The organism is Streptomyces sclerotialus, assembly GCF_040907265.1.
Lineage (GTDB): Bacteria > Actinomycetota > Actinomycetes > Streptomycetales > Streptomycetaceae > Streptomyces > Streptomyces sclerotialus.
Map to the genome: position 1 here is coordinate 5,498,043 of NZ_JBFOHP010000002.1, position 21,912 is coordinate 5,519,954.

Annotated in this window: 18 protein-coding genes and 1 pseudogene; 12 read left to right on the forward strand and 7 right to left on the reverse strand. The window is 74.1% G+C overall.

Annotation, left to right across the window (positions count from 1 at the left end):
* Window positions 1–24 precede the first annotated feature (24 nt).
* From AAC944_RS24485 to AAC944_RS24495, 3 genes are all read right to left on the reverse strand, one after another.
* Window positions 25–777 carry an amino acid ABC transporter ATP-binding protein gene (locus AAC944_RS24485; protein ID WP_030620909.1) on the reverse strand — a complete coding sequence of 251 codons (753 nt, stop codon included), beginning with the start codon at window positions 775–777 and terminating at the stop codon, window positions 25–27.
* Between the two features lie 29 nt (window positions 778–806).
* Complete coding sequence (locus AAC944_RS24490; RefSeq protein ID WP_030620913.1) at window positions 807–1,751, reverse strand: amino acid ABC transporter permease; 945 nt, start codon at window positions 1,749–1,751, stop codon at window positions 807–809.
* Window positions 1,752–1,818: 67 nt separating this feature from the next.
* Window positions 1,819–2,787 carry an ABC transporter substrate-binding protein gene (locus AAC944_RS24495; RefSeq protein ID WP_030620916.1) on the reverse strand — a complete coding sequence of 323 codons (969 nt, stop codon included), beginning with the start codon at window positions 2,785–2,787 and terminating at the stop codon, window positions 1,819–1,821.
* 539 nt (window positions 2,788–3,326) lie between these two features.
* Here AAC944_RS24495 and AAC944_RS24500 point away from each other — a divergent pair.
* From AAC944_RS24500 to AAC944_RS24520, 5 genes are all read left to right on the forward strand, one after another.
* Window positions 3,327–4,535 (forward strand): NAD(P)-dependent malic enzyme, encoded by a 1,209-nt coding sequence (locus tag AAC944_RS24500; protein WP_030620918.1) that lies wholly within the window; start codon window positions 3,327–3,329, stop codon window positions 4,533–4,535.
* A gap of 232 nt (window positions 4,536–4,767) precedes the next feature.
* The gene (locus AAC944_RS24505; protein WP_030620920.1) at window positions 4,768–5,730 is read left to right on the forward strand and encodes a zinc-binding dehydrogenase; all 963 of its coding nucleotides are present in this window, start codon (window positions 4,768–4,770) and stop codon (window positions 5,728–5,730) included.
* Window positions 5,730–6,356, forward strand: coding sequence for a HutD/Ves family protein (locus AAC944_RS24510; RefSeq protein ID WP_368396438.1), 627 nt, complete (start codon window positions 5,730–5,732; stop codon window positions 6,354–6,356). Before AAC944_RS24505 ends, AAC944_RS24510 begins: the two co-directional genes overlap by 1 nt.
* A gap of 192 nt (window positions 6,357–6,548) precedes the next feature.
* On the forward strand, window positions 6,549–7,775 hold the full coding sequence (locus AAC944_RS24515) for an extracellular solute-binding protein (protein WP_051872170.1): 1,227 nt from the start codon (window positions 6,549–6,551) through the stop codon (window positions 7,773–7,775).
* Window positions 7,776–7,918: 143 nt separating this feature from the next.
* A complete protein-coding gene (locus AAC944_RS24520; RefSeq protein WP_030620928.1) occupies window positions 7,919–8,356 on the forward strand; it encodes a Clp protease N-terminal domain-containing protein in 438 nt (145 codons plus the stop codon).
* A 93-nt stretch (window positions 8,357–8,449) separates the two neighbouring features.
* Here the strand turns inward: AAC944_RS24520 and AAC944_RS24525 are convergent, their stop codons facing one another.
* From AAC944_RS24525 to AAC944_RS24540, 4 genes are all read right to left on the reverse strand, one after another.
* The gene (locus AAC944_RS24525) at window positions 8,450–9,328 is read right to left on the reverse strand and encodes an SCO6745 family protein (RefSeq protein WP_030620931.1); all 879 of its coding nucleotides are present in this window, start codon (window positions 9,326–9,328) and stop codon (window positions 8,450–8,452) included.
* A gap of 178 nt (window positions 9,329–9,506) precedes the next feature.
* Window positions 9,507–10,571 carry a PadR family transcriptional regulator gene (locus tag AAC944_RS24530; RefSeq protein ID WP_030620934.1) on the reverse strand — a complete coding sequence of 355 codons (1,065 nt, stop codon included), beginning with the start codon at window positions 10,569–10,571 and terminating at the stop codon, window positions 9,507–9,509.
* Window positions 10,572–10,574: 3 nt separating this feature from the next.
* Entirely contained in the window at window positions 10,575–11,453 is an 879-nt protein-coding gene (locus AAC944_RS24535) for a DUF4097 family beta strand repeat-containing protein (RefSeq protein WP_051872171.1), read from the reverse strand.
* Between the two features lie 115 nt (window positions 11,454–11,568).
* Window positions 11,569–11,748: a DUF6104 family protein gene (locus AAC944_RS24540; RefSeq protein ID WP_018536135.1), complete on the reverse strand. Its 180-nt coding sequence runs from the start codon at window positions 11,746–11,748 to the stop codon at window positions 11,569–11,571.
* Between the two features lie 127 nt (window positions 11,749–11,875).
* Here AAC944_RS24540 and AAC944_RS24545 point away from each other — a divergent pair.
* From AAC944_RS24545 to AAC944_RS24575, 7 genes and pseudogenes are all read left to right on the forward strand, one after another.
* Window positions 11,876–12,274: pseudogene (locus AAC944_RS24545) on the forward strand (CU044_2847 family protein); the annotation flags it as partial.
* A 29-nt stretch (window positions 12,275–12,303) separates the two neighbouring features.
* Entirely contained in the window at window positions 12,304–14,328 is a 2,025-nt protein-coding gene (locus AAC944_RS24550) for a VMAP-C domain-containing protein (RefSeq protein WP_051872173.1), read from the forward strand.
* Window positions 14,329–14,438: 110 nt separating this feature from the next.
* The gene (locus AAC944_RS24555) at window positions 14,439–15,461 is read left to right on the forward strand and encodes an AAA family ATPase (RefSeq protein ID WP_030620942.1); all 1,023 of its coding nucleotides are present in this window, start codon (window positions 14,439–14,441) and stop codon (window positions 15,459–15,461) included.
* A gap of 7 nt (window positions 15,462–15,468) precedes the next feature.
* Window positions 15,469–18,759 carry an SAV_2336 N-terminal domain-related protein gene (locus tag AAC944_RS24560; protein ID WP_051872174.1) on the forward strand — a complete coding sequence of 1,097 codons (3,291 nt, stop codon included), beginning with the start codon at window positions 15,469–15,471 and terminating at the stop codon, window positions 18,757–18,759.
* A gap of 59 nt (window positions 18,760–18,818) precedes the next feature.
* Window positions 18,819–19,049: an FxSxx-COOH cyclophane-containing RiPP peptide gene (gene fxsA / locus AAC944_RS24565; RefSeq protein ID WP_037772925.1), complete on the forward strand. Its 231-nt coding sequence runs from the start codon at window positions 18,819–18,821 to the stop codon at window positions 19,047–19,049.
* 184 nt (window positions 19,050–19,233) lie between these two features.
* Entirely contained in the window at window positions 19,234–20,436 is a 1,203-nt protein-coding gene (locus AAC944_RS24570; RefSeq protein WP_051872175.1) for an FxsB family cyclophane-forming radical SAM/SPASM peptide maturase, read from the forward strand.
* On the forward strand, window positions 20,433–21,824 hold the full coding sequence (locus tag AAC944_RS24575) for an aKG-HExxH-type peptide beta-hydroxylase (protein ID WP_030620950.1): 1,392 nt from the start codon (window positions 20,433–20,435) through the stop codon (window positions 21,822–21,824). The genes AAC944_RS24570 and AAC944_RS24575 overlap by 4 nt, the downstream gene beginning before the upstream one ends.
* Window positions 21,825–21,912 lie beyond the last annotated feature (88 nt).

Consider the following 21,912-nt stretch of genomic DNA (forward strand, 5'->3'; position numbering starts at 1 on the left):
CCCCCTCGCCATCGGTCCGTCAGGTCAGAGCACCTTCGACAGGAACGACTTCGTGCGTTCGTGCTGCGGCTTGGTCAGGACGTCGCGCGGGTGGCCGGACTCGACGACCACGCCGTCGTCCATGAAGACCAGCGAGTCGCCGACCTCCCGGGCGAAGCCCATCTCGTGGGTGACCACGACCATGGTCATACCGTCCGCGGCCAGGTCCTTCATGACGTCCAGCACGTCGCCGACCAGCTCCGGGTCGAGCGCCGAGGTCGGCTCGTCGAAGAGCATCAGCTTGGGCTCCATGGCCAGCGCGCGGGCGATCGCCACGCGCTGCTGCTGGCCGCCGGAGAGCTGGGAGGGGTAGTTGCCGGCCTTGTCCTTCAGGCCCACCCGGTCCAGCAGCTTCATGGCGCGCTCGCGGGCCGAGGCCTTGGACTCGCCCTTGACCTGGACCGGCGCCTCCATGACGTTCTCCGCCGCGGTCAGGTGCGGGAAGAGGTTGAAGCGCTGGAAGACCATGCCGATGTCGCGGCGGCGCGCCGCGACCTCCTTGTCGCGCAGCTCGTACAGCTTGCCGTGGTGCTCGCGGTAGCCGACCAGCTCGCCGTCGACCGAGAGCCGCCCTGCGTTGATCTTCTCCAGGTGGTTGATGCAGCGCAGGAAGGTCGACTTGCCGGAGCCGGACGGGCCGATCAGGCAGAAGACCTCCTTGGGCGCGACCTCCAGGTCGATGCCCTTGAGGATGTGCGCGGCACCGAAGGACTTGTGGACGCCCTCGGCCTTCACCATGGGGACGGCCTTGTTGTTCTTGTCCGTCATCAGGCACCTCCAGCAGCAGAACGGTTGAAGCCGCCGGACAGCTTGGCCTTGGCCTTCTGCAGCGGGGTGAGCGGGAGCTGGCGGCTGGAGCCGCGGGCGTAGTGGCGCTCCAGGTAGTACTGGCCGACGCTGAGCACGCTGGTGGCGACCAGGTACCAGACGGCGGCGAGGATCAGCATCTCGACGACGACGCCGGAGTCCCGGCCGACGTTCTGTGCGGACTGCAGCAGGTCGTAGTACTGGACCGCGATCACCAGCGAGGAGGTCTTCAGCATGTTGATGACCTCGTTGCCGGTCGGCGGCACGATGACGCGCATCGCCTGGGGCACGACGATGCGGCGCAGTGTCTTGCCGTGGCTCATGCCGAGCGCGTGCGCGGCCTCGGTCTGGCCCTCGTCGACGGCGTTCAGACCGGCGCGGCAGATCTCCGCCATGTACGCGGCCTCGTTCAGGCCGAGGCCCAGCAGCGCGCACAGGAACGGGGTCATGAAGTCCGCCCACTCGTCCTTGTAGATCGGCATGATGTCGATGTACTGGAACACCAGGCCGAGGTTGAACCACAGGAAGAGCTGCACGTAGACCGGCGTACCGCGGAAGAACCAGATGTAGAACCACGCGACGGTCGAGGTCACCGGGTTCTTGGACTGGCGCATCACGGCGAGGATCACGCCGAGGACCACACCGATCACCATGGACAGCACGGTGATCAGGAGGGTGTTGCGCAGACCGCGCAGGATGTCCGCGTTGAAGAGGTAGTCGGGGATCGCGCCCCAGTTGACGTTGCCCGAGGCGAACGCCCGGACGAGCAGCGCGAGCAGGCCGATGACCACCAGGGCCGCGACCCAGCGGCCGTAGTGGCGCACGGGTATCGCCTTGATCGGCTCGGGCAGCGGCGGGGGAGCGTCCTGCGGCGGCCTGGCCGCCTTGTCGACGTCGACAGACACGGGTGTTGCCTTTCGGGGTTCGGCGGAGTTCGGCGGGCGGGAAGGGACAGCGACTCGAGCGGCCGGCTCAGGAGCCGCCGTTGATCTTCACTTCCTTGACCCCGGCGTCCTTGACCTGCCACTTCTCGAGGACCTTGGCGTAGTCCCCGTTCTTGATGACCGCCTCCAGCGCGGCCTTGAGGGCGTCCCGCAGCTGCGGCTGGCTCTTCGGCACGGCGATGCCGTACGGAGCCGCCTCCACCTGGTCGCCGACCACCTCGAAGTCCTTGCCGCCGCCGGAGGTCTTCACGGCGTACGCGGCGACCGGGTAGTCGCTGGAGACCGCGTCCACGCCACCGGTGCGCAGCCGGGTCTGGGCCTCGGAGTCGTTGTCGAAGGCCTCGATGGAGATCTCCTCCTGACCGCCCTTCTTGCACTTCGCCGACTGGTCCTTGGCGTAGTCGTGCGAGACGGTGCCGCGCTGCACGGCGATGGACTTCCCGCAGAGGCCGTCCCAGTCCGAGACGGAGCCGCTCTTGCCCTTCTGGACGTAGAGGGAGACACCGGCGTTGAAGTAGTCGACGAAGTCGACGCCCTCGCCGATCTTCTTGCCGGTGGAGGAGTCGATGCCCTGCTGGCGTTCCTTGGTGTCCGTCATCGCCGACATCGCGATGTCGTAGCGCTTGGACTTCAGACCGCCCATGAGGGTGTCGAAGGTGGCGTTGTTGAAATTGAGCTTGACGCCCAGCTGCTTGCTCATGGCCGCGGCGAGGTCGGGGTCGATGCCGACGATCGCGCCGTTCTTACGGAATTCCACCGGCTTGTACGTCGCGTCCGAACCGACCTGGAGGAAGCCCTTGTCCTGGACGGCCTTGGGGAGCTTCTTGAAGAGCGGGGCGTTCACGTCGCGGGTCTTCGCCGCCTCGCGGCGGGCTATCGCGGCGTCCGTCTGGTCGCCGCAGCCGCTGAGCAGGAGGGCGGCCACGACCGCTGTCGCTGCGCCGGCGGCCGTGCGTGACCTGCCGGAGGCCGGGCGACGGGTGGAGCTTGCGGTCATGCGTTTCCTCCTGCGGATCGGAATGAGCCGACTGCGGACCGGGGTGTGAAAGCCGGTGGGATGGGGGCCGGGCGCACACCATCGGGCATCGCGACCTCGTTCGGTCACGGAATCTTGCCATCCGGACTCCGCTATTCGGACTGTCGCTCAGGTCAAAATCGGATAACGGACGTGGCGTGGCTGGTCACCGGCGGACGGCGAATCCGTCCGGGCCGGACGAAAGGTGTTTCCGGACTCGAAGTCTCGGTATGTGGACGGCCGCTGGAGTATCCGTCCAGCATTCCGCGGTATTCGCGGTTATTGTCGGAATCGCGAACGCGAGGGTAACCCATCCGACTCGTCGGGGCGCACGCCCGTCGGGTACAAAGGGTCGTTACACCCCTCATCCGGGGCTCAGGGCGCGTGTGCGGCGCGCCCGGCGTCCGTACCTCCCCCCGTGCGGCGGTCATCCGCTGTTCAGGGCGCGGACGCGGTGCCCGCCCACCCCTCATCCAGGGAGTGGCCACCCTCAACTGATTTACGACAAAGGGGTCAGACCAGTGGCAGCGGAGATCGTCAATCCTCGCAGCGACAGCGACAGCAGCACGGACGGAGAGCCGTTCGATCCGGCCTTCGCGCTCCACCGCGGCGGCAAGATGGCCGTCCAGGCGACGGTGCCCGTGCGTGACCGGGACGACCTGTCCCTCGCGTACACGCCCGGCGTGGCCAAGGTGTGCAGCGCCATCGCCGAGCAGCCCGAACTCGTCCACGACTACACCTGGAAGTCCCAGGTCGTCGCCGTGGTCACGGACGGCACCGCGGTGCTGGGGCTCGGCGACATCGGCCCGGAGGCCTCCCTCCCGGTGATGGAAGGCAAGGCCATCCTCTTCAAGCAGTTCGGCGGGGTCGACGCGGTGCCGATCGCGCTCGGCACCACGGACACCGACGAGATCATCGACACCGTGGTGCGGCTCGCGCCCTCCTTCGGAGGCGTGAACCTGGAGGACATCTCCGCGCCGCGCTGCTTCGAGATCGAGCGTCGGCTCCAGGAGAAGCTGGACATCCCGATCTTCCATGACGACCAGCACGGCACTGCCGTGGTCACGCTGGCCGCGCTGCGGAACGCCGCCAAGCTCACCGACCGCTCGCTCGGGCAGCTGCGCGCGGTGATCTCCGGCGCCGGTGCGGCCGGGGTCGCCATCGCCAAGATCCTCATCGAGGCGGGCATCGGCGACGTCGCGGTGTGCGACCGCAAGGGCGTCGTCTCGGCGGACCGCGAGGACCTCACCGACGTCAAGCGCGAGGTGGCGGGCTTCACGAACAAGGGCGGACTCACCGGCTCCCTGGAGTCGGCGCTGGAGGGTGCGGACGTGTTCATCGGCGTCTCCGGCGGCACGGTGCCCGAGGAGGCGGTGGCGAAGATGGCGAAGGACTCGCTGATCTTCGCGATGGCCAACCCGAACCCGGAGATCCACCCGGACGTCGCGCACAAGTACGCCGCGGTGGTCGCCACCGGGCGCAGCGACTACCCGAACCAGATCAACAACGTGCTCGCCTTCCCGGGCATCTTCGCGGGCGCCCTCCAGGTGCGTGCCTCGCAGATCACCGAGGGCATGAAGCTCGCCGCCGCGGAGGCGCTGGCCGCCGTGGTCGCCGATGAGCTGAGCGCGGACAAGGTCATCCCCTCGCCGTTCGACGAGCGGGTCGCCCCGGCGGTGACGGCCGCGGTGGCCGCGGCCGCGCGCGCGGAGGGCGTCGCACGGCGCTGACGCCGCTTGCCGTACGTTTCCGGGCCCGCTCCCTTCTGGGGGCGGGCCCGGCCCCGTCTTCAGGGGCGCGGGGAACTGCGCGGGCAACCCTCGCGGCGGCGCGGCCGGGCGCGGGCGCGTACCCCTGCGGCGACGTCGTGGCCGGTCGCGCAGTTCCCCGCGCCCCTGAAGGGGCGCGTGTCACACCGCGTAGCGGTTCCGCAACGGCGTATCCGACGCCTACGTTGGGATCATGTTCGCTGCCTATGCCGCCCGAATCGACCGTGACGATCCGCTCAGCGGCCTGGAGTTGGGCGAGCGCCCGGCTCCCGAGGTCCGCCCCGGTTGGACGACCGTCAACGTCAAGGCCGCCTCCCTCAACCACCACGACCTCTGGTCGCTGCGCGGTGTGGGGCTCGGCGAAGAAGCCCTCCCGATGATCCTCGGCTGCGACGCGGCCGGCACCGACGCGGAGGGCAACGAGGTCGTCATCCACTCCGTGATCGGCCAGTCCGGCCACGGCGTCGGCCCGGAGGAGCCGCGCTCGATCCTCACCGAGCGGTACCAGGGCACCTTCGCCGAGCAGGTCGCCGTCCCGGCCTGGAACGTCCTGCCCAAGCCGAAGGAGCTCAGCTTCGCGGAGGCGGCCTGCCTGCCGACCGCGTGGCTGACCGCGTACCGGATGCTCTTCACCAACGCCGGCGTACGGCCCGGGGACTCGGTACTGGTCCAGGGCGCGGGCGGCGGCGTGGCCACCGCGGCGATCGTGCTCGGCGCGGCGGCCGGCCTGCGGGTCTTCGCCACCAGCCGGGACGAGGCCAAGCGCAAGCGGGCGCTGGAGCTGGGTGCCGAGGGCGCCTTCGCGACCGGCGAGCGGCTGCCGCAGCGGGTCGACGCCGTCATCGAGACCGTCGGCGCCGCCACCTGGTCGCACTCCGTCCGGTCCCTCAAGCCCGGCGGCACCCTGGTCATCTCCGGCGCCACCAGTGGCTTCAACCCCGAGAAGACCGAGCTGAACCGCATCTTCTTCCTGGAGCTGAAGGTCGTCGGCTCGACGATGGGCAGCAAGGACGAGCTGGCCGGGCTGCTCAGCTTCTGCGCCGCCAAGGGCGTCAAGCCGGTCATCGACTCGGAACTGCCGCTGGACCGGGCCCGCGAGGGCTTCGCGAAGATGGCGGAGGGCGACCTCTTCGGCAAGGTCGTGCTGACCGTCTGATGGACCCGGCACCTCTGATGGACCGCGTGCAGCTGCTGCCGGCCGCCGGACGCGCCGCCGCCCCCTGGAGCAACGGGGGCGGCGTCACCCGGGAGATCGCCGCCGGGCCGCCCGGCGCCGGCTGGGACGCCTTCGACTGGCGGGTGAGCCTGGCGGACGTGGACCGGGACGGTCCGTACTCCCCGCTGCCCGGCGTCCGGCGCGTCCTGACGATGGTGGCCGGGGCCGGTATGGAGCTGACCGTCGACGGGGAGCGGACCGCTGTCGGCGAGCGGTTCCGGCCGCTGTCGTTCCCCGGTGGCGCCGCCACGGACTGCCGGCTCGCGGCCGGCCCCGTCGTCAACTTCAACGTCATGGTGCGGGACGGACGGTGCACCGCTGACGTGGTGATGGCCCGCGGCCGGTACGCGGTGCGCCCGGCGGCGGGCCCGGACGGGGCCGTCCTGGTCGCGGCGGTGGCCGGCGAGGTGGTGCTGACGCCCGCCGCGGCCGGGGAGCCGGTGCGGCTCGGCCGCTACGACGCCGCGCTGCTGCCCGCCGGGTTCGCCGCCGGACTCGACGCGGGCCCGGACGGCGTCGCCGCAGTGGTCACACTCGTCCCGTCCGCCCCTTCCGTAGGCGGCTGATTTCCGCACCTCCGTGCGAACCGTGCGGCAATCATGTGCGCAGGAAGTGGCGCAGGGGCACGGCTGGGGGGAACCGCCGCTCGCCCGCGGGATTTCGGCACAGAGGCGGACATGGTCATACGGCGGCGAAGCGCGCCCTTACGCGCGACGGGACGGGCAGCCGGTCGGAGACGCGCGGCCGGGCTGGCGCTGGTGCTGGCGCTCACGCTCGGCGCGTGCGGCTCCGGCGGCGCGGGGGACGCGGACGTCACCTTGCAGGTGGTGGTGGCCGACTACGGCGAGGACGGCACACAGGCCGGCACCGGGTTCTGGAAGGAGCTCGTCGCCGCCTTCGAGAAGCGGCACCCCGGCATCGCGGTGGACGTGGACCGGGTGCCGCACACCCGGCTCGACAAGGTGGTGGCGGCGCGCGTCGCGGCAGGAAAGGCGCCGGACATCGCGCAGACGGGCGCCTTCGCCTCCTACGCGCGGGCGGAACGGCTCTACAGCGCCGACGACCTGCTCTCCATCGGCACCCAGGCCGACTTCGTGCCGTCGCTGGCGCGGGCCGGGGAGATCAGCCACGTGCAGTACGGGCTGCCGTTCCGCGCGAGCACGCCGCGCCTCTTCTACAACAAGAAGCTCTTCGAGAAGGCCGGTCTCGACGGCCCGCCGACGTCCTGGACCGAACTCGCCGCGGACGCCGCCGCGCTGCGCGAAGCGGGCGTGCGGACGCCGTACGCGCTCCAGCTCGGTCCCGAGGCCGCCGAGGACGAGACGCTCAGCTGGCTGCTCGGCAACGGCGGCGGCTACGTCGGCCTGGGCGGCAGCTGGATACTGGACTCCCCGCAGAACGTCACGGCGCTCCGCGCCGTCCGCGACCGGCTGGTGGTGCCGGGGCTGACCGGGGCGGAGGGAGCCGGCCTGAACCGCACCGAGGCCTACCGCGGTTTCGTCACCGGGAAGGTCGGGATGCTGCTCGCCCACCCGGCGCTGATGGCACGGGCCGACCGGGCGCACCTGGCGTACGGCACGGCCGCCTTCCCGCGGCGGCAGGGCGGCGGTGCCACGCCGACCGGCCGGACGGACTGGCTGGTGGCGTTCCAGCAGCGCGGGCACGCCCGGGAGGCCGGCGCGTTCCTGGACTTCCTCTACAGCACGCCGAACGTCACCCGGTACGCCGAGCAGGAGGGCACGCTGCCGGTCACCGTGCCGGCGGCCGAGGTGATGCGCGCGGACGGCCACCACCGCGCGCTGTGGCCCTTCGTCGACCAGCTGGGCGGCGCGCAGTTCCCGCAGCTGGACACGGTGGGCGGGCCACAGGTGACCGCGGCCCTCCAGGAGCGGATCGCGGGCGCCGTCAGCGAGGACGGGAACCCGGCGGCCGTGCTGTCCGCCATCCAGCACAAGGCGGACAGCGAGATGTCGCAGGTGTCCTGAGGCGTCCGTCCGGGGCGTGCCGTCGGAGCAACGGAAAGCGGTGCAGGTGCGCGGCGCCCGCGCCGGAGGCTGGTCGTGGCAGGAGACCGCCGACGCGCCGGGGTCGGCCGGCAGGCGGTCCACAAGAAGCACGGGAGGCGCTGATGTTCGAGACGTTCACGGCGAGCGCCCGGGAGGTCGTACGGGGCGCCGCCGCCCGCGCCGACCTCACCGGCAGTGGCACGGTGGGCGAGGAGGAACTGCTCCTGACACTGCTGGACCAGGAAGGCACGGCCGCGGCCGAGGCACTGGCGGCGCTCGGGGTGCCCGCGCGCCGGGCGGCACTGGAGGAGGCGCTGGCACAGGCGGAGCCGCGGGCGCGGGGGCGCTTGGGGCGGCGCCCCTTCACCCGCGAGGCGAAGGGCGTACTGGAACGCTCGCTGCGGATCGCCCTCGGCCGCGGCGAGCAGCACATCGGCGACGAGCACCTGCTGCTCGCGCTGACCACGGGCGCCGGCGTGGCGACCGCCGTCCTGGCGGACCACGGCGTGACCCGCGCCGGGGTCGAGCGGGTGCTCGCCGAGCCGCCCCGGGCCGCCTGAAGGACACCGTACGCGGCAGCCGGCCGGCATCCGCGGCACCCCGGCCACCGCCCGTGGCAGCCGGAGCGGAGACATCCGCGCGCCCCCGGAGCGTCAGTACGCGACCCGGATCCTCCCGATGCCCAGGGTGGTGGTCCTCGGGAGGTGGCCGGACTCGAAGACGGCCGCCAGCAGCGGCTTGATCAGCTGCGCGAAGCGGTCGGCGCGGGCCCGGCCCAGCGCCCGCCAGGGCCCGGCCGCCAGCCGGTCCGTCATCCGCTCGACCTCCTCCCGGCCCTCGCGCGCCTGGCCGGTGGCCCGGCCGTCGGGCGCGATCCAGCCGCGTGCGGCGAGCCGGTCGCGGGCCTGGCTCCACTCCTGTGCGGTCCAGCCCCGGCTGCGGAAGTGCTCCTCCGGGGCCGCGCCCACCGCGGCGAAGGAGACCAGCGACTCGCACGGGTCCAGGCCCGCGGTGAGCAGCGCGGCCAGGTGCCCGTCGCCGCGGTGCTCGCGCAGGATGGTCAGCGCCTGCCACAGCTCCAGGTGCGGCTCGGCGGGCCAGGGCAGGTCCAGGTTGGCGGCGGCCAGCGGCCGGGCGGCGGGGATCGCGTTCTCCGCCGCCTGGCGGGCCAGCCGGGCCGCCTCCGCGAGCTGCTCCTTGGTCAGCCGGCCGTCGATCAGCCCGCGCAGCACCCGGTCCATCGCGCGCAGCCGGGCTTCGAGGACCTTGGCGGGCGCGGCGGTCGACCAGATCAGCGGCACGTACTGCTCGACCATCCGCGGACTGAAGCTGTAGTACGTGGCGGACACCAGCTCCGGCCCCGCGGCACCCAACGGCGCGGTGCGCCAGGCGAAGTAGCTGGGCCAGCGGGTGCCGACGTCGTACCCGATCGCCGCGGCTTCCTCGAAGGCCTCGGGGGCGAAGTAGAGAGTGGCGTGCAGCGGTTCGAACTGATGCCACAGCCGACGGGCAACCGCGGGGTATTCCGACATCGCACACCTCATGGCCTTCAAGGTCTCTATGAGCGAGAAGAGTTGACTTCCAGCGTCGGCAAGGCCAGGGGGCTACGGAACGCCGTAGTCGGTCCAGGGTGGACGGACGGCCCTGCGAAGGGCCGGGTGCCCCGATTACCCGGGGTGAACCCAGCCCTTCGAAAATGACCGTGAGTGACTACCGTGCGGGGCGGCGCAGCAGCGCGCCGATGTGTGCGGCGGTCGCCGCGAGTTGCCGGCGGGCCTCCGCCAACTGCTCCTCGTCCACGCCGTGATCGCGCGCGGCGTCCCTGAGGTCGTCGCGGAAGCGGTCCAGCAGCCGGTCCAGGTCGCGGGCCGGGTCACCGGTGGCCGGTTCCCGCGCCCACGCGGGCGCGGGAGGTGCCGTCGGGCCCCCTTCGGAAGCCGCGTCCTTCCTGAAGTCCGCGGGGCCGGTGTCCTGAGGGGCGCCGGAGGACCCGGACGGGGCCGTGAGGCCTTCCGTGAAGCGGCCGACCTCCCGCGAGACCTCGGAGAGCGCTTCACGTACCGCGCCCGGCCAGTCGCCGGACCGCACATGCTCCTGGGCCTTCTCCTGCACCCGGCGGAGGGCCTCCTGGACCTCCTCGCGCGCGGAGTCCTTGGCGGTCCTGGCCTGCCGCCGGGCGCGCTGCGCCTCCTGCTTGGCGCGCCGGCTCTCCTCCTTGGCGCGCCGGGCCTGCTCCTTCCACTCCTCCTTGGCGCGCCGGAACTCCTCCTTGGCCTGCCGCCAGGCCTCGGGGTCGCCGACGGCGCGGTCGAAGAAGTCCGACGGGTCGGGGTAGCCGTACGCCTCGCCCTTGCCGTACTCCGTGCCGTCCGGACGGCCGCCCTGCCTGCGGGTGGCCTGCGCGGCCTCGCGCATCTCGCGGCGCAGGTCGCGCGCGGAGCCGCTGACGTCCTCGCGGATGTCGGAGGCGAGCGCGGCGACGGACTCCCTGATCTCCAGCTCCAGTTCGGCCAGTTCACCGCCGCGCGCCGCCAGTTCGGCGCGGCCCGTCTCGGTGATGGAGTAGACCTTGCGGCCGCCCTCGGTGGCGTGCGTGACCAGGCCTTCGTCGGAGAGCTTGGCGAGGCGGGGGTAGACGGTGCCGGCGGAGGGCGCGTACAGGCCCTGGAAGCGTTCCTCCAGCAGCCGGATGATCTCGTAACCGTGGCGGGGCGCCTCGTCCAGCAGCTTCAGCAGATACAGACGGAGGCGGCCGTGCGCGAAGACGGGAGGCATGGCTTACAGCACCTTCTTGTCGGCGGGCGGGTCGGCGGGGGCGTCCTCGGAACGCGGGCGGCGCAGCAGCGCCAGGGAGCCGGAGACGGTGGTGACCTTCAGGCGGCCGGTGCCCGCGCCGAGCCGCCCGGTGATGTTCTTGGCCCCCCACTGGCCGCCGACCCGCAGGTCCTCGAAGGCGTTCGCGACCCGGCCGCTGGTGGTGTTGGCCTCCACCTCGGCGTCGGCGGGGTCCGGCAGCCGGATGGCGACCTCGCCGGAGACCGTCGTCAGCCGTACGTCGGTGCCCTTGGCCGCCGGGTCCAGGTCGACCGCCAGGTCGCCGCTGACGGTCTCGGCGCGTACCGCACCGCCGCCGCCCTCGATGACGGTGAGGTCACCGGAGACGGACTGGAACCGCAGGTCGCCGCCGACGGCCTGGGCCTCCACCCGGCCCGAGACGGTCTCGGCGCGCACCGGTCCGGCCAGCCGGACGAGCGTGCTGTCGCCGGAGACGCCGCGCAGCTCCGTACGGCCGGCGATGCCGGAGACCACCGCGCCGGCGCCGACCGTGCCCAGCTCCACCCCGGCGGCGGCCGGCACGGTCACCGAGACGACCGCGCTGCGCTGCCAGGACTTGCGCTCCAGGAACTTCAGGAAGTTCTTCCAGGGCAGGTCGTCGTAGCCGACGGTGAGGGTGCCCGCGTCGTAGGAGACGGTCAGCGGCGGGCCGTGGATCTCGGTGATCTCGACGCGGGTGCGGTCGGTGCCGGTGCTGCCGACGACGTTGACCGTGCCGCCGAAGACGCGTACCTGCAGCGTGTCCACCGGCGCCTCGATGTCGAGCGTGCGCGGTGCGGTCACCTCGACCGGGCCGTCCGGCCACTCTTTCCGGGCTGACATTCCGGACCCCCTTCGGTAGACGGGCAACGCAACATATCGCGTTCCCTGTGGAACACGATATATCGCGGTCTGCGGAAGTCAAGCACCGCGCGGCCGCCCCGCGGACGCTCCCCCCTTACTCGTCGTCCTCGTCGTCCAGCCGCGCCAGCCACGTCGCCAGCCGCTCCACCGGCACCTCGAAGTCGGGGTTGAGGTCGACGAACGTGCGCAGCTGCTCGGCGACCCAGCCGAGGGTCACCTCCTCCTCGCCGCGTCGGCTCTCCAGCTCCTCGATGCCTCGGTCGGTGAAATACACGTGAGCGCTCCGCTAAAGGGGTAGGGGTAAGGACATTCCAGGTCAGGATAGGCAGCCGCGGTCCGGGACCCCGCATCGGCTCCGGACGCGGGAGCGTCTCCTGGCCCAGCGGACAACGGGGGGTGGCATGAGCGAGGACGCGACACGTGTCGCACGTATCGAACTGCCGGACGGCACGCCCGTCTGGGCCCGGATATCCGGCGCCGAAGGACTCCTGCCGGGGCCGCGGAGCGCGGCGTACGTGGACAGCGGGCGGCGCGGCGGGGGAGAGGGCACCGACTACGCCGACAGCGGCTTCTTCACCGATCGCGTCGTCGGCCGGGTGGAGAGCCTGGACGGGCTGGTGCACGGCGTCGCCCGGTCGCTCGCCGGAGCACTGCGGGGACTGCGGCCCGACGAGGTCAGCGTGCAGTTCGGCATCGAACTGAGCGGGAAGTCGGGGACCCTGGTCGGGCTGCTCGCCGACGGCGAGGCCAAGGCCGCCCTCAACGTCACCCTCACCTGGCAGGGCGACCCGCCCGCCGACCTCGCGGAGGGCGGGACCGGGGGCGGCGCATGAACGGGGCGCACGATCCGGACGCGTACTTCTCCCGGCGCTTCGCCCCGCTCGTCAAGGCCGCCACCGTGCGCATCCACGCCGTCCGCGACGGGTATCCCCACGAAGGGCCGCCGGAGCCGCCCCTGTGGGGCAGCGGCTTCTTCGTCGCCCCCAACTGGGTGCTCACCTGCGCCCATGTCGCGCTCGAGGGCGAGGGGGGCGAAGTGGGGGTCAGCTTCGAAGGGGGCAGCGCACGCGGCCGCGTCGAGTGGGCCGAGCCCGCCGTGCGCACCGGCGGTTTCCTGCCCGCGCCCGACCTCGCCCTGATCCGGCTGCTCCAGCCCACCGCACACGCCTGCTGCTGGCTCTCGCCGCGCACGGTGCGGGCGCACGGCGGCGAGCGCGTCGCCTACTTCGGGTACACCGAGATCGCCGGGACGGTCGGCGCGTTCGACGGACGCTGCACCGTACGCGGCGAGTTCGGCGGCGAGGGACTGCTGCGGCTGGGCAACGAGGACGAGATGCCGGAGGGGCTGTCCGGTGGCCCGCTGGTCGACGTGGAGCGCGGCGAGGTGATCGGCGTGCTGAAGGGACGGCGGGGCGGCGCGCGGGACGGCGGGCTCGGCGTCGCGCTGGCCCAGCTGCGCCGCATCGGCGTCCCCGGCGCCCGGATCGCCCGCGAGGAGGACGACCCGTACCACCGCGTGCTGCACGCGCACGACCGGTACCACGCCGATCTGCACGCCGACGTCAGCGAGGCCCGGGACACCTGGACGGAGGCGCAGAGCGGACTGCCCGCCTCGGCCTCCACGGTCGCCGCGCTGACGCCCAAGCGCCGCGTGGTACTGCACGGCCTGCTCGCCCAGCTCCCGCCGCCGGCCGGCACGCCCGCGCTGGTGGCCCTGGTCGACGAGCTGCTCCCGAGACGCGGCGAGGGGCTGCGGATCGCGCCCCGTGGCTGGCGCGAGGGCCTGGAGGTCTACCTCGACCGGCTGGAACTCCGCGACGCTCACAGCGAGTTGGAGGCAGTACTGCGGTACGCGGTGTACGCCGCCACCGCCGAGCACCCCTACCCGGCCGCACCCGAGGCCGCCGAGGCGGTCTGGGACTGGGTGCGCGACCTGGCGATGACCGAACTGCCGCCGCTGGCCAGGAACCGTCTGGGCGCCGAGTGGCACGCCAGGGTGCGCGCCCGCGCGATCGGCCGGGCCCGGCGCGCGGAGGACGCCGCGGCCGCTGGACCGCTGCCCTCGGTACTGCTGGAGATCACCGAACGCGCCTGGGAGCAGGGCCGGTTCGACTGGTACATCACCGCGAGCAGACCCGCCGGCGACCTGCCGCTGGGCGAGGGCCGGCACGGCACCGCGCTGGCCGACCTGCCCGCCGAGCTGGCCGGGCCGCTGGGCGAGGCGTTCCGCCGCAGCGACGAGCCGGACAGACCCGCCGTCCTCGAAGTCGCCCTCAGACAGGCGCTGCTGGACCTGGACGTGGACACCTGGCGGATACCGCCCGGATCCCGGCCGATAGGGGAGCTGCGGCCGGTGGTGGTGCGCTGTGCCGACCGGCCCCCGGGCACCTCGCCGGACGGTACGGAGCCGGGGCCCGGCCCGCAGGAGCGCTGGACGCGGCTGCACGAGGACGGCATGGACCACGCCTGTGTCGACTGCGCCGAGGGCCGCCCCGAGGACGTGACCCCCGAGGCCCTGCGGGACCTGGGGCCGCGGACCTTCCCGGTGCTGTGCCGGGTTCCCGGGGGCGACGGAGGACGCGAGACGGTCCGCCGGATCGTCGGCAGCGGACATCCGGTGGCACTGTGGCGCAGGGAGCGCATGGACCCGGTGTGCGGGGAGTACCACCGCGGCGTCCTGCGCACGGTGAAGAGCGGGACGACCGCCCACCGGCTGCCCGCCGCCGTCCGTGAGCTGCGCGCCGGCATCGGCGCGGGAGAGCCGGAAGCATACTGGTCACGCGGGATCACGCTGTTGTACGACGATCCCGGACGGCCGCTGCCGGGGGACGACGACGTGCTGGAGACACCGTGAGGGACGCGCGTCTTTCCGTGTGCTCCTACCGGGCCGCCGCCGGTCCCGATACGGTCGGGACGTGGCCGGTGCGCAACCGCCGATGACCCACCAGTGATGAGGAGTTCGCAGTGAGCGGACCGAACGAATGGCTCATCTACCGCGGCACGGGCGAGCCCCACGACGGCATCGCGGCGCTCCCCGACCCACCGCCCTGGCGGGACTTCGACGGTGCCCCGCTCGTCGCGCCGGGCCCGGCCACCGACAGCTCCTCCACCCGGCGGCTCGGCGAGCACGTCGCGGAGATGCACCGGCCCAGCGCCGAAGAACTGGAGATCGTCAACGCCGCGCTGTACCTCCGCCGTCCGCTGCTGGTCACCGGCAATCCGGGCACCGGCAAGAGCACCCTCGCGCACGCCGTCGCACACGAGCTGAAGCTCGGCCGGGTGCTGCGCTGGCCGATCGTGAGCCGGACGACGCTGGGCGACGGGCTGTACCACTACGACGCCATCGCCCGGCTCCAGGACGTGCAGATCGCCGCGAGCAGCCGGGCGGCCGGCGGGCCCGGCGCGCAGGCCGCGGCGCCCGGCGGCATCGGCAGCTACATCCGGCTCGGCCCGCTCGGCACGGCCCTGCTGCCCACCGCGCAGCCGCGCGTCCTGCTCGTCGACGAGCTGGACAAGAGCGACATCGACCTCCCCAACGACCTGCTGAACGTCCTGGAGGAGGGCGAGTTCTCGATCCCGGAGCTGGAGCGGCTGGCCGAGCGGGAGCCCGAGGTGGAGGTGCTCACCGACGACGGCCAGAAGGTCCGCATCCGCGACGGCCGGGTGCGCTGCCACGCCTTCCCGTTCGTCATCCTCACCAGCAACGGCGAACGGGACTTCCCCGCGCCGCTGCTGCGCCGCTGCATCCATCTGGAGCTGGGGCAGCCCGACCACAAACGGCTGGCCACGGTCGTACGGGCACACCTCGGCGAGGAGGCGGCCCGCGCGGGGGACGACCTGATCGCCCGCTTCCTGGAACGTTCCCGCAGCGAACTGCTCGCCGCCGACCAGCTGCTGAACGCCATCTACCTCACCCACCAGGCGGCTCCGACCACCCGCGACCGGCTCGCCGACCTCCTCATCCAGCGCCTCGACCGGCCGAGGTGATGGCGTGATGCGGGACCGTGCCGGACGCCCCACCGCCCCGCAGAGCTGGGCCGACGTGGTCGCCGCCCTGCGCAGCGCGGGCCTGGACCCGGACGCCGGGGAGCTCGCCGACGCCCTGTGGCTGGCGCAGTGGTCCCGGCCGCGCGGCGGCGCGGCGGAGCAGGAGAGCGGCGGCGGTACGGCGGCCGCCGGGAGCGGACCGCCGGGCGGGCAGGCGTCCGCGCCCGCGCGTACCGGCACGCCCCCGGGCGGCACCGGTACCGACCGCGAGCCGCCCGGCGACGCGTCCGCCGGGCCGCCCGCCGCCTCCCGCGTCGCGCTCTACCCGGACGGCCAGGAGCTGCCCGGCGCCGGTCCGGACGGCACCGGCGCGCCCGCCGGCCCGTACGGCACCGGCCTGCCCGTGGGCGTGCCCGCCGCGCCCGCGCTGCCCGACCTGCTCGCCCTGCAGCGCGCCCTGCGCCCCCTCCAGCGGTACCGCAGCGCGGCGCCCGCCGTGCGGCACGTGCTGGACGAGCGGGCGACGGCGGAGCGCAGCGCGCGGTCGGGCGGCCTGGTGATGCCGGTGTTCCGGGCGGTGCCGCGGGCCGAGGCGTCGCTCCAGCTGGTGATGGACGCCGCCTCCTCGATGTGCGTCTGGGACCGGCTGCTGTACGAACTCCAGCAGGTTTTCGCACAGTTGGGCGCCTTCCGTGACGTACAGGTGCACTTCCTGCACCAGGGGCCGGACGGCGCCCCCGCGGTCTCCCGCCGATTCGAGCCGGGCCACGCGCCGTTACGCTCCGCCGACCAGCTCAGCGACCCCACAGGGCGCCGCGTCACCGTCCTGGTCAGCGACTGCGCGGGTCCCTTGTGGCGCAGCGGCCACGCGCACCGGCTGCTGCACCGGCTCGCCCGGCAGGGCCCGCTCGCCGTCCTCCAGCCGCTGCCGCAGCGCATGTGGTCCCGCACCCGGCTGCCCGTCTCCTACGGCACGCTGCGCCGCGGCGAAGGCCCGTCCTACGCCACGGCGCTGCACTTCACGGGCGACACCGCGCAGGCCGCGCCCGGCGCGCTGCCGGTGCCCGTGCTGCCGCCCGCCGCCGGCGCCCTCGCGGCCTGGGCGAAGCTGCTCTCCGGTACGGGCGCGGGACAGGTGCCCGCCGCCGTCGGCTGGCTCCGTGCCGACCAGCCGCCGGCCCCCGCGCCCCGCCCCCGCGACCCGCTGCCCGCCGCCGAGGTCGTCGCGCGCTTCCGGCGCGCTGCCTCGCCCGGCGCCGCGCAGCTCGCCGTCTACCTGGCGGCGGCGCCGCTGTGCCTGCCGGTGATGCAGCTGGTGCAGCGCACGATGCTGCCCGGCACCGGACCTGCGGAGCTGTCCGAGGTGCTGCTCGGGGGGCTGCTGACCCGGACGGACGGCGAGTCGATGGCCGGCGGCCCCTGGTACGAGTTCGTCAAGGGCGTGCAGGAGGTGCTGCTCGGGCCGCTGGGCAGGGACGAGGCGCTGCTGGTGCTCAAGCACTGCTCCGCGTACGTGGAGCAACGGTTCGGCAAGGGCGGCCCGAACTTCCCCGCGCTCGCCATCGCCCAGCTCACCGGCGACCGGGCGGCGGACGCCGTGGAGTCGGTGGCGCGGCTGCGCACCCACCCGCTGCCCGACGGGCCCGGCGTGCGCGCGCCGCAGCCGTTCGCCGAGGTCGCCGCGCACGTACTGGAGCGGTTCGTCCCGCTGCGCAGCGTCTCGGCCGACGCGCACGAGGGCCCGGGCGGCCCGGCGTCCTCGGAGGCGGTACGCCGCTCGCAGGCCCTGGTGCGGCGGTTCGCCGCCGACGGCATGGTGCAGAACCTCCTCGACGCGGTGCAGCTGCTGCGGCACGCCACGGAAGGCGAACGGCACCGGGGCTCCGACACGGCGTTGTGGAGCGAGCTGGCGGAGACCCTGCTGCGGCTGTGGGAACTCCAGGGCGGCCGGGCGCTGCTGCGCGAGGCGCACGAGGCGGCCCGTACGGCCGCGCAGAACGGCGGGGCACGGGCTCGCACGGCCCTCGGGCGGGTGCTGCACAGGGAGGCGGGGGAGCGGCGCGCGGCCGGTGACGGGCGCGGCGCGCTGGACCTGCTGCGCCGTGCGGACCGGGAGTTCACCGCCGTGTGCGCGACCGCGGGGCTGGAGCCGTGGCACGCCCTGGAGATCACCCTGGAGCGGGTGCGGGTCCTGGAGGAGCAGTGGCGGCTCGGCGGCGACAGCGGGCTGCTCCAGGAGACCGTCGGGATGCTGGAGGCGTTCGCCGACGCCTGGCCGTACGACGAGGCCCAGCCCTCCGGCCTGCCGCTGGCGCACGGCCGGGCGCTGCTGCGGCTGGCCGGCACGGCCGCCGACCGGGAACAGGCCGAGGCACACGCCCAGCAGGCGGCTGCCTCGCTGACGCACGCGGCCGACGCGATGGCCGCGGAGGGCGCGCCCGAGGACGCCCGGCTGTGGGCCCGGCTGGACCTGGTGGACGCGCTGCTGACGCTCGGCGGCGACGCGCTGGACCGGGCGGGCCGGCTGGTCGAGGAGGTGGGGGAGGCAGCGCAGGGACCGGACGAGCGGGCCGCCGTCCTGATGCGCGCCGCCCGGCTGGCGGTGCGGCGCTTCGAGGCGGACGGCGACGTCTCGCATCTGGCGGAGGCCGACCGGCGGTACGAGGCGGCCTGCCGGGCGGTGCCGCGGGACCGGGAGGGCTACGGCGACCTGATCGAGGAGTGGGGCGACGCGCTGCTGCGCCGGGCGCGCGAGCCCGGCGGCCGGGCCGTCATCCACCGTACGGTCCGGGTGCTGCGGGACTGCCGGATGGAGACCGCGGCCGGTGACCCCAGGCTGGCGCGGCGGCTGCTGGCCCTCGGCCGGGCCCTCATGCTGCGCCGGTCCGACGACGACCGGGTGGACCTGCGGGAGGCCGAGCACCTCTTCGGGCTCGCCGCGCAGTCCGCCCCCGATCCGATGGTCCGCGCCGAGTGCTTCCTGGAGCTGGGCGGCACGCACCGGCTGGCGCACCGCCGCTCCCGCCTGGACGCGCAGCTGGAACAGGCGGCGGACGCCTACCGGCGCGCAGCGGACGCGGCGCGCGCGGCCCAGGAGGAGGCGGCCGATCCCGCCCCCGCCGTACGGCTGTGCGCCCGCGCGTACCACCTGCGCGGCGAGGTGTACGAGGACGCGCGCCGGCCGCGTGCGGCGCGGGACGCCTACCGGCTGGCGCTGGAGGAGTGGCGGCGGCTGCCGGACGGGGGTGGACCGGCGGCCGAGGAGACCTCGCGCCGCATCGTGGACATCGGCAGGTGACAGACGGCAGGCTCTAACTGGCCGCATGACGGGGGTAGTCGGCGGGAAAGGGGCAAGCGATGAGTACGAGCCGCAAGGAGACGGAGGCGCTGCCGGAGGGCTGCCCGGAGGCGGCCGGGGCCGCGGTGCCGCCGGCCGGTGAGCTGCCCGAGCTGCCGGACCTGCTCGCCCTGGATCTCGCGGAGCTGCGCACGGTGGAGCACCCGGTGCTGGCCGAGGTCCTGGAGCGGATACGGATGCGGGTGGACGAACCCACCGAGATGCTGTGGGGATTCAACAGCGCGTTCTGACGTGAAACACCTAGCGCTTTCGGAAGTTGACCGACGGCACCCGATCACTTTCGGTCGTTGGGGCCGACGGAACCGGACACGGCCGATCGCGGCCGGTTTGGCCACGCCGCCCCGCAGGGATACTCCGCCACGGACCGGCGACGGGGGCCGTCCCTGCGCGGGCCGCGGCTTTGGGGGTGCGGACGTGGCGCAGCAGACCGTACGGGACACGGGCCCGTCGGCGGCGGACCGGCCGGACGTTCCCTCCTTCCGGCACCCTTTCCGGCAGTTCGTCCTCAAGGCGCACGGTCACTGCAACCTCGCCTGCCGCTACTGCTACCTCTACGAAGCCGCCGACCACGGCTGGCGCGACCGGCCCGCGCTGATGAGCGACGCGGTGCTGGACCGCACGGCCCGGCGCGTCGCCGAGCACGCGGCGGCCCACGGCCTCCGGCACGTGGCCCTCGTCCTGCACGGCGGTGAACCCCTGCTGGCCGGCGCCGCGCGCCTCGGTCGCGCCGTCGAACTGCTGCGCACCCTGCTGCCCCGGGACTGCACCCTGCACCCCACCGTCCAGACCAACGGCACCCTGCTCACCCGCGACCGGCTGCGCACCCTCGCGGGCCACGGCGTCCGGGTCGGCGTCAGCCTCGACGGCGGGCTGCCCGCACACAACACCGCGCGCGTGGACCACGCGGGGCGCCCGGCCTGGCCGCGTGCCGTACGCGGGCTGCGGCTGCTCGCCGAGGAGCACCCGGACGCGTACGCCGGCATCCTCGCCGTCGTCGACCCGCGCACCGACCCGGTGGAGATCTGGACCTCGCTCGCCGCGCTCCGCCCGCCCCGCCTGGACCTGCTGCTCCCGCACGGCAACTGGACGGCCCCGCCACCGGGCCTGACACCCGGCGCCGACGGCCGCACGCCGTACGGCGACTGGCTGTGCGCGGTCTTCGACACCTGGTGGGACGGCGGCCCGGGACAGCCGCGCGTCCGGCTCTTCGAGGAGTGCCTGGCCCTGCTGATGGGCGCCCCGGCCGGCGGCGAGTCACTGGGCCTGGCCCCGTTCACCGCCGTCGTCGTGGAGACCGACGGCAGCATCGAGCAGGTGGACTCCCTGAAGTCCGCCTACGAGGGCGCCGCCGCCACCGGCCTGGACGTCTTCCGGCACTCCTTCGACGAAGCGCTCGCGCACCCCGGGATCGCCGCCCGGCACGCGGGCGCCGCGGCCCTCGCCCCCGTCTGCCGCGCCTGCCCGCTGGTACGGGTGTGCGGCGGCGGCCAGTACGCGCACCGCTACCGGCACGGCAGCGGCTTCACCAACCCCTCGGTGTACTGCGCCGACCTCCAGCGCCTGATCCGGCACGCCGCCGGACGGCTGGCCGGCGCGACGCGGGGGCCCGCGCGATGAGCAGCCGGATCCCCCTGGACCTGCTGCGTGAGCTGGGGCGGTCCGAAGGCGGTGCCGAGGCGCTGCGGCTGCTCGTCGACGACCAGCGCGTACGGCGGCTGCTGGCGCTGCGCGCACTGCTGGACGCGGTGGACACCGCCCGCGCCCCCAGCGTGCCGCGGCGCGCGGCGGCACGCGTCGCCGAGCACTGGGCGCTCCTCGAAGCCGCCGACCACGCCGCCCGGGACACCACCCGCCAGGTGCTGTACTACCCGCTGCTCGGCCCCTGGGTACGGCGCGCGCTGCGCGGTCTCGCCGCCGCCGTCCCGCCGCCGCACCTCCTCCCCGACCTGGAACACCTCGGGGCCGTCGCCGCCGCCGCTGCCGCCCGCGCCGGGCTGCCGTTCACGCTCCGGCTGCGCGCCCCCGACGGCACGCTCGCGCTGCCCACCCTCGGCGCGTACACCCTGCCCGGCACCAGGCGCCAGGGCCCGCCGCGCGACGTGGAGATCACCTGCCGGAACGGGGCGCTGACCCTCCGCCCCGCCGCGGGCCGGCCCGCCGTGCTGCTCCACCGGCCGGACGGTACCTGGGAGTCGGCCGACCCCGCGTGGCGGCCGCTGCGCCGGCTCACCGGCGGGCCACGCGCCGTACTCCTGGACGACCTCGACCCCTTCCGTACCGCCGACAGCGGCCTGGAGCGGCACGGGCTCAAACCCGCCGAGCGGCTCACCACCGCCGACCGGGCGGGCTGGCAGGCGGCCTGGGCCGGGGCCTGGCCGCTGCTGGAGCGCGGCGGCCCCACGCGCGCCCTGGAGGCGGAGATCCTGCTGGACTGCATCGTGCCGCTCGCGCCACCGCCGCAGGCCGGGCCGCACGCCGCGGGCCCCGCGCACTGCAGCGGCACCCGCCGCGAGGCGTTCGGCGCGGTGCTCAGCTCCGCGCCGCAGACCCCCGCCTTCCTCGCCGCGACGCTCGTCCACGAGCTCCAGCACGCCAAACTGTCCGCGCTCACCGAGCTGACCCCGCTGCACCACGACACCGGCACCACCCGGCACTGGGCGCCCTGGCGGCCCGACCCGCGTCCCTTCGACGGGCTGCTCCAGGGCACGTACTCGCACCTCGCGCTCGCCGACTACTGGCAGCGCTTCGCGCTGACCGCCGAGAACGCGCTGGAGCGCCACACCGCCTGGGCCGAGCACTCCCGCTGCCGGGAACAGGTCGGCGCCGCGCTGCCCACGCTGCTCGGCTCGCGCGCCCTCACCCCGGCCGGCCGCGTGCTGACCGGCGCGATGGCCGACCGGCTCACCCGATTGCGGGAACGGCCGCCCCCGGAGGGCTACATGGCCCGCGCGAGCGCCTACGTGGAGACCTCACGGACGATGTGGCGGCGTCAGCACGCGCGATGACCGCCGACGACCGGTTCGCCGGTGTATGTTCCCCCCAAGGGCAGCTCTGACGGTCCTTGCCCGGCCGTTCGTTCGTACGCAAGACGAG

Coding starts and splice junctions, on each gene's coding strand:
- AAC944_RS24485 (WP_030620909.1), bottom strand. CDS start 777: ATGGTGAAGGCCGAGGGCGTCCACAAGTCCTTCGGTGCCGCGCACATC.
- AAC944_RS24495 (WP_030620916.1), bottom strand. CDS start 2,787: ATGACCGCAAGCTCCACCCGTCGCCCGGCCTCCGGCAGGTCACGCACG.
- AAC944_RS24505 (WP_030620920.1), top strand. CDS start 4,768: ATGTTCGCTGCCTATGCCGCCCGAATCGACCGTGACGATCCGCTCAGC.
- AAC944_RS24510 (WP_368396438.1), top strand. CDS start 5,730: ATGGACCCGGCACCTCTGATGGACCGCGTGCAGCTGCTGCCGGCCGCC.
- AAC944_RS24520 (WP_030620928.1), top strand. CDS start 7,919: ATGTTCGAGACGTTCACGGCGAGCGCCCGGGAGGTCGTACGGGGCGCC.
- AAC944_RS24525 (WP_030620931.1), bottom strand. CDS start 9,328: ATGTCGGAATACCCCGCGGTTGCCCGTCGGCTGTGGCATCAGTTCGAA.
- AAC944_RS24530 (WP_030620934.1), bottom strand. CDS start 10,571: ATGCCTCCCGTCTTCGCGCACGGCCGCCTCCGTCTGTATCTGCTGAAG.
- AAC944_RS24535 (WP_051872171.1), bottom strand. CDS start 11,453: ATGTCAGCCCGGAAAGAGTGGCCGGACGGCCCGGTCGAGGTGACCGCA.
- AAC944_RS24550 (WP_051872173.1), top strand. CDS start 12,304: ATGAACGGGGCGCACGATCCGGACGCGTACTTCTCCCGGCGCTTCGCC.
- AAC944_RS24560 (WP_051872174.1), top strand. CDS start 15,469: ATGCGGGACCGTGCCGGACGCCCCACCGCCCCGCAGAGCTGGGCCGAC.
- fxsA (WP_037772925.1), top strand. CDS start 18,819: ATGAGTACGAGCCGCAAGGAGACGGAGGCGCTGCCGGAGGGCTGCCCG.
- AAC944_RS24575 (WP_030620950.1), top strand. CDS start 20,433: ATGAGCAGCCGGATCCCCCTGGACCTGCTGCGTGAGCTGGGGCGGTCC.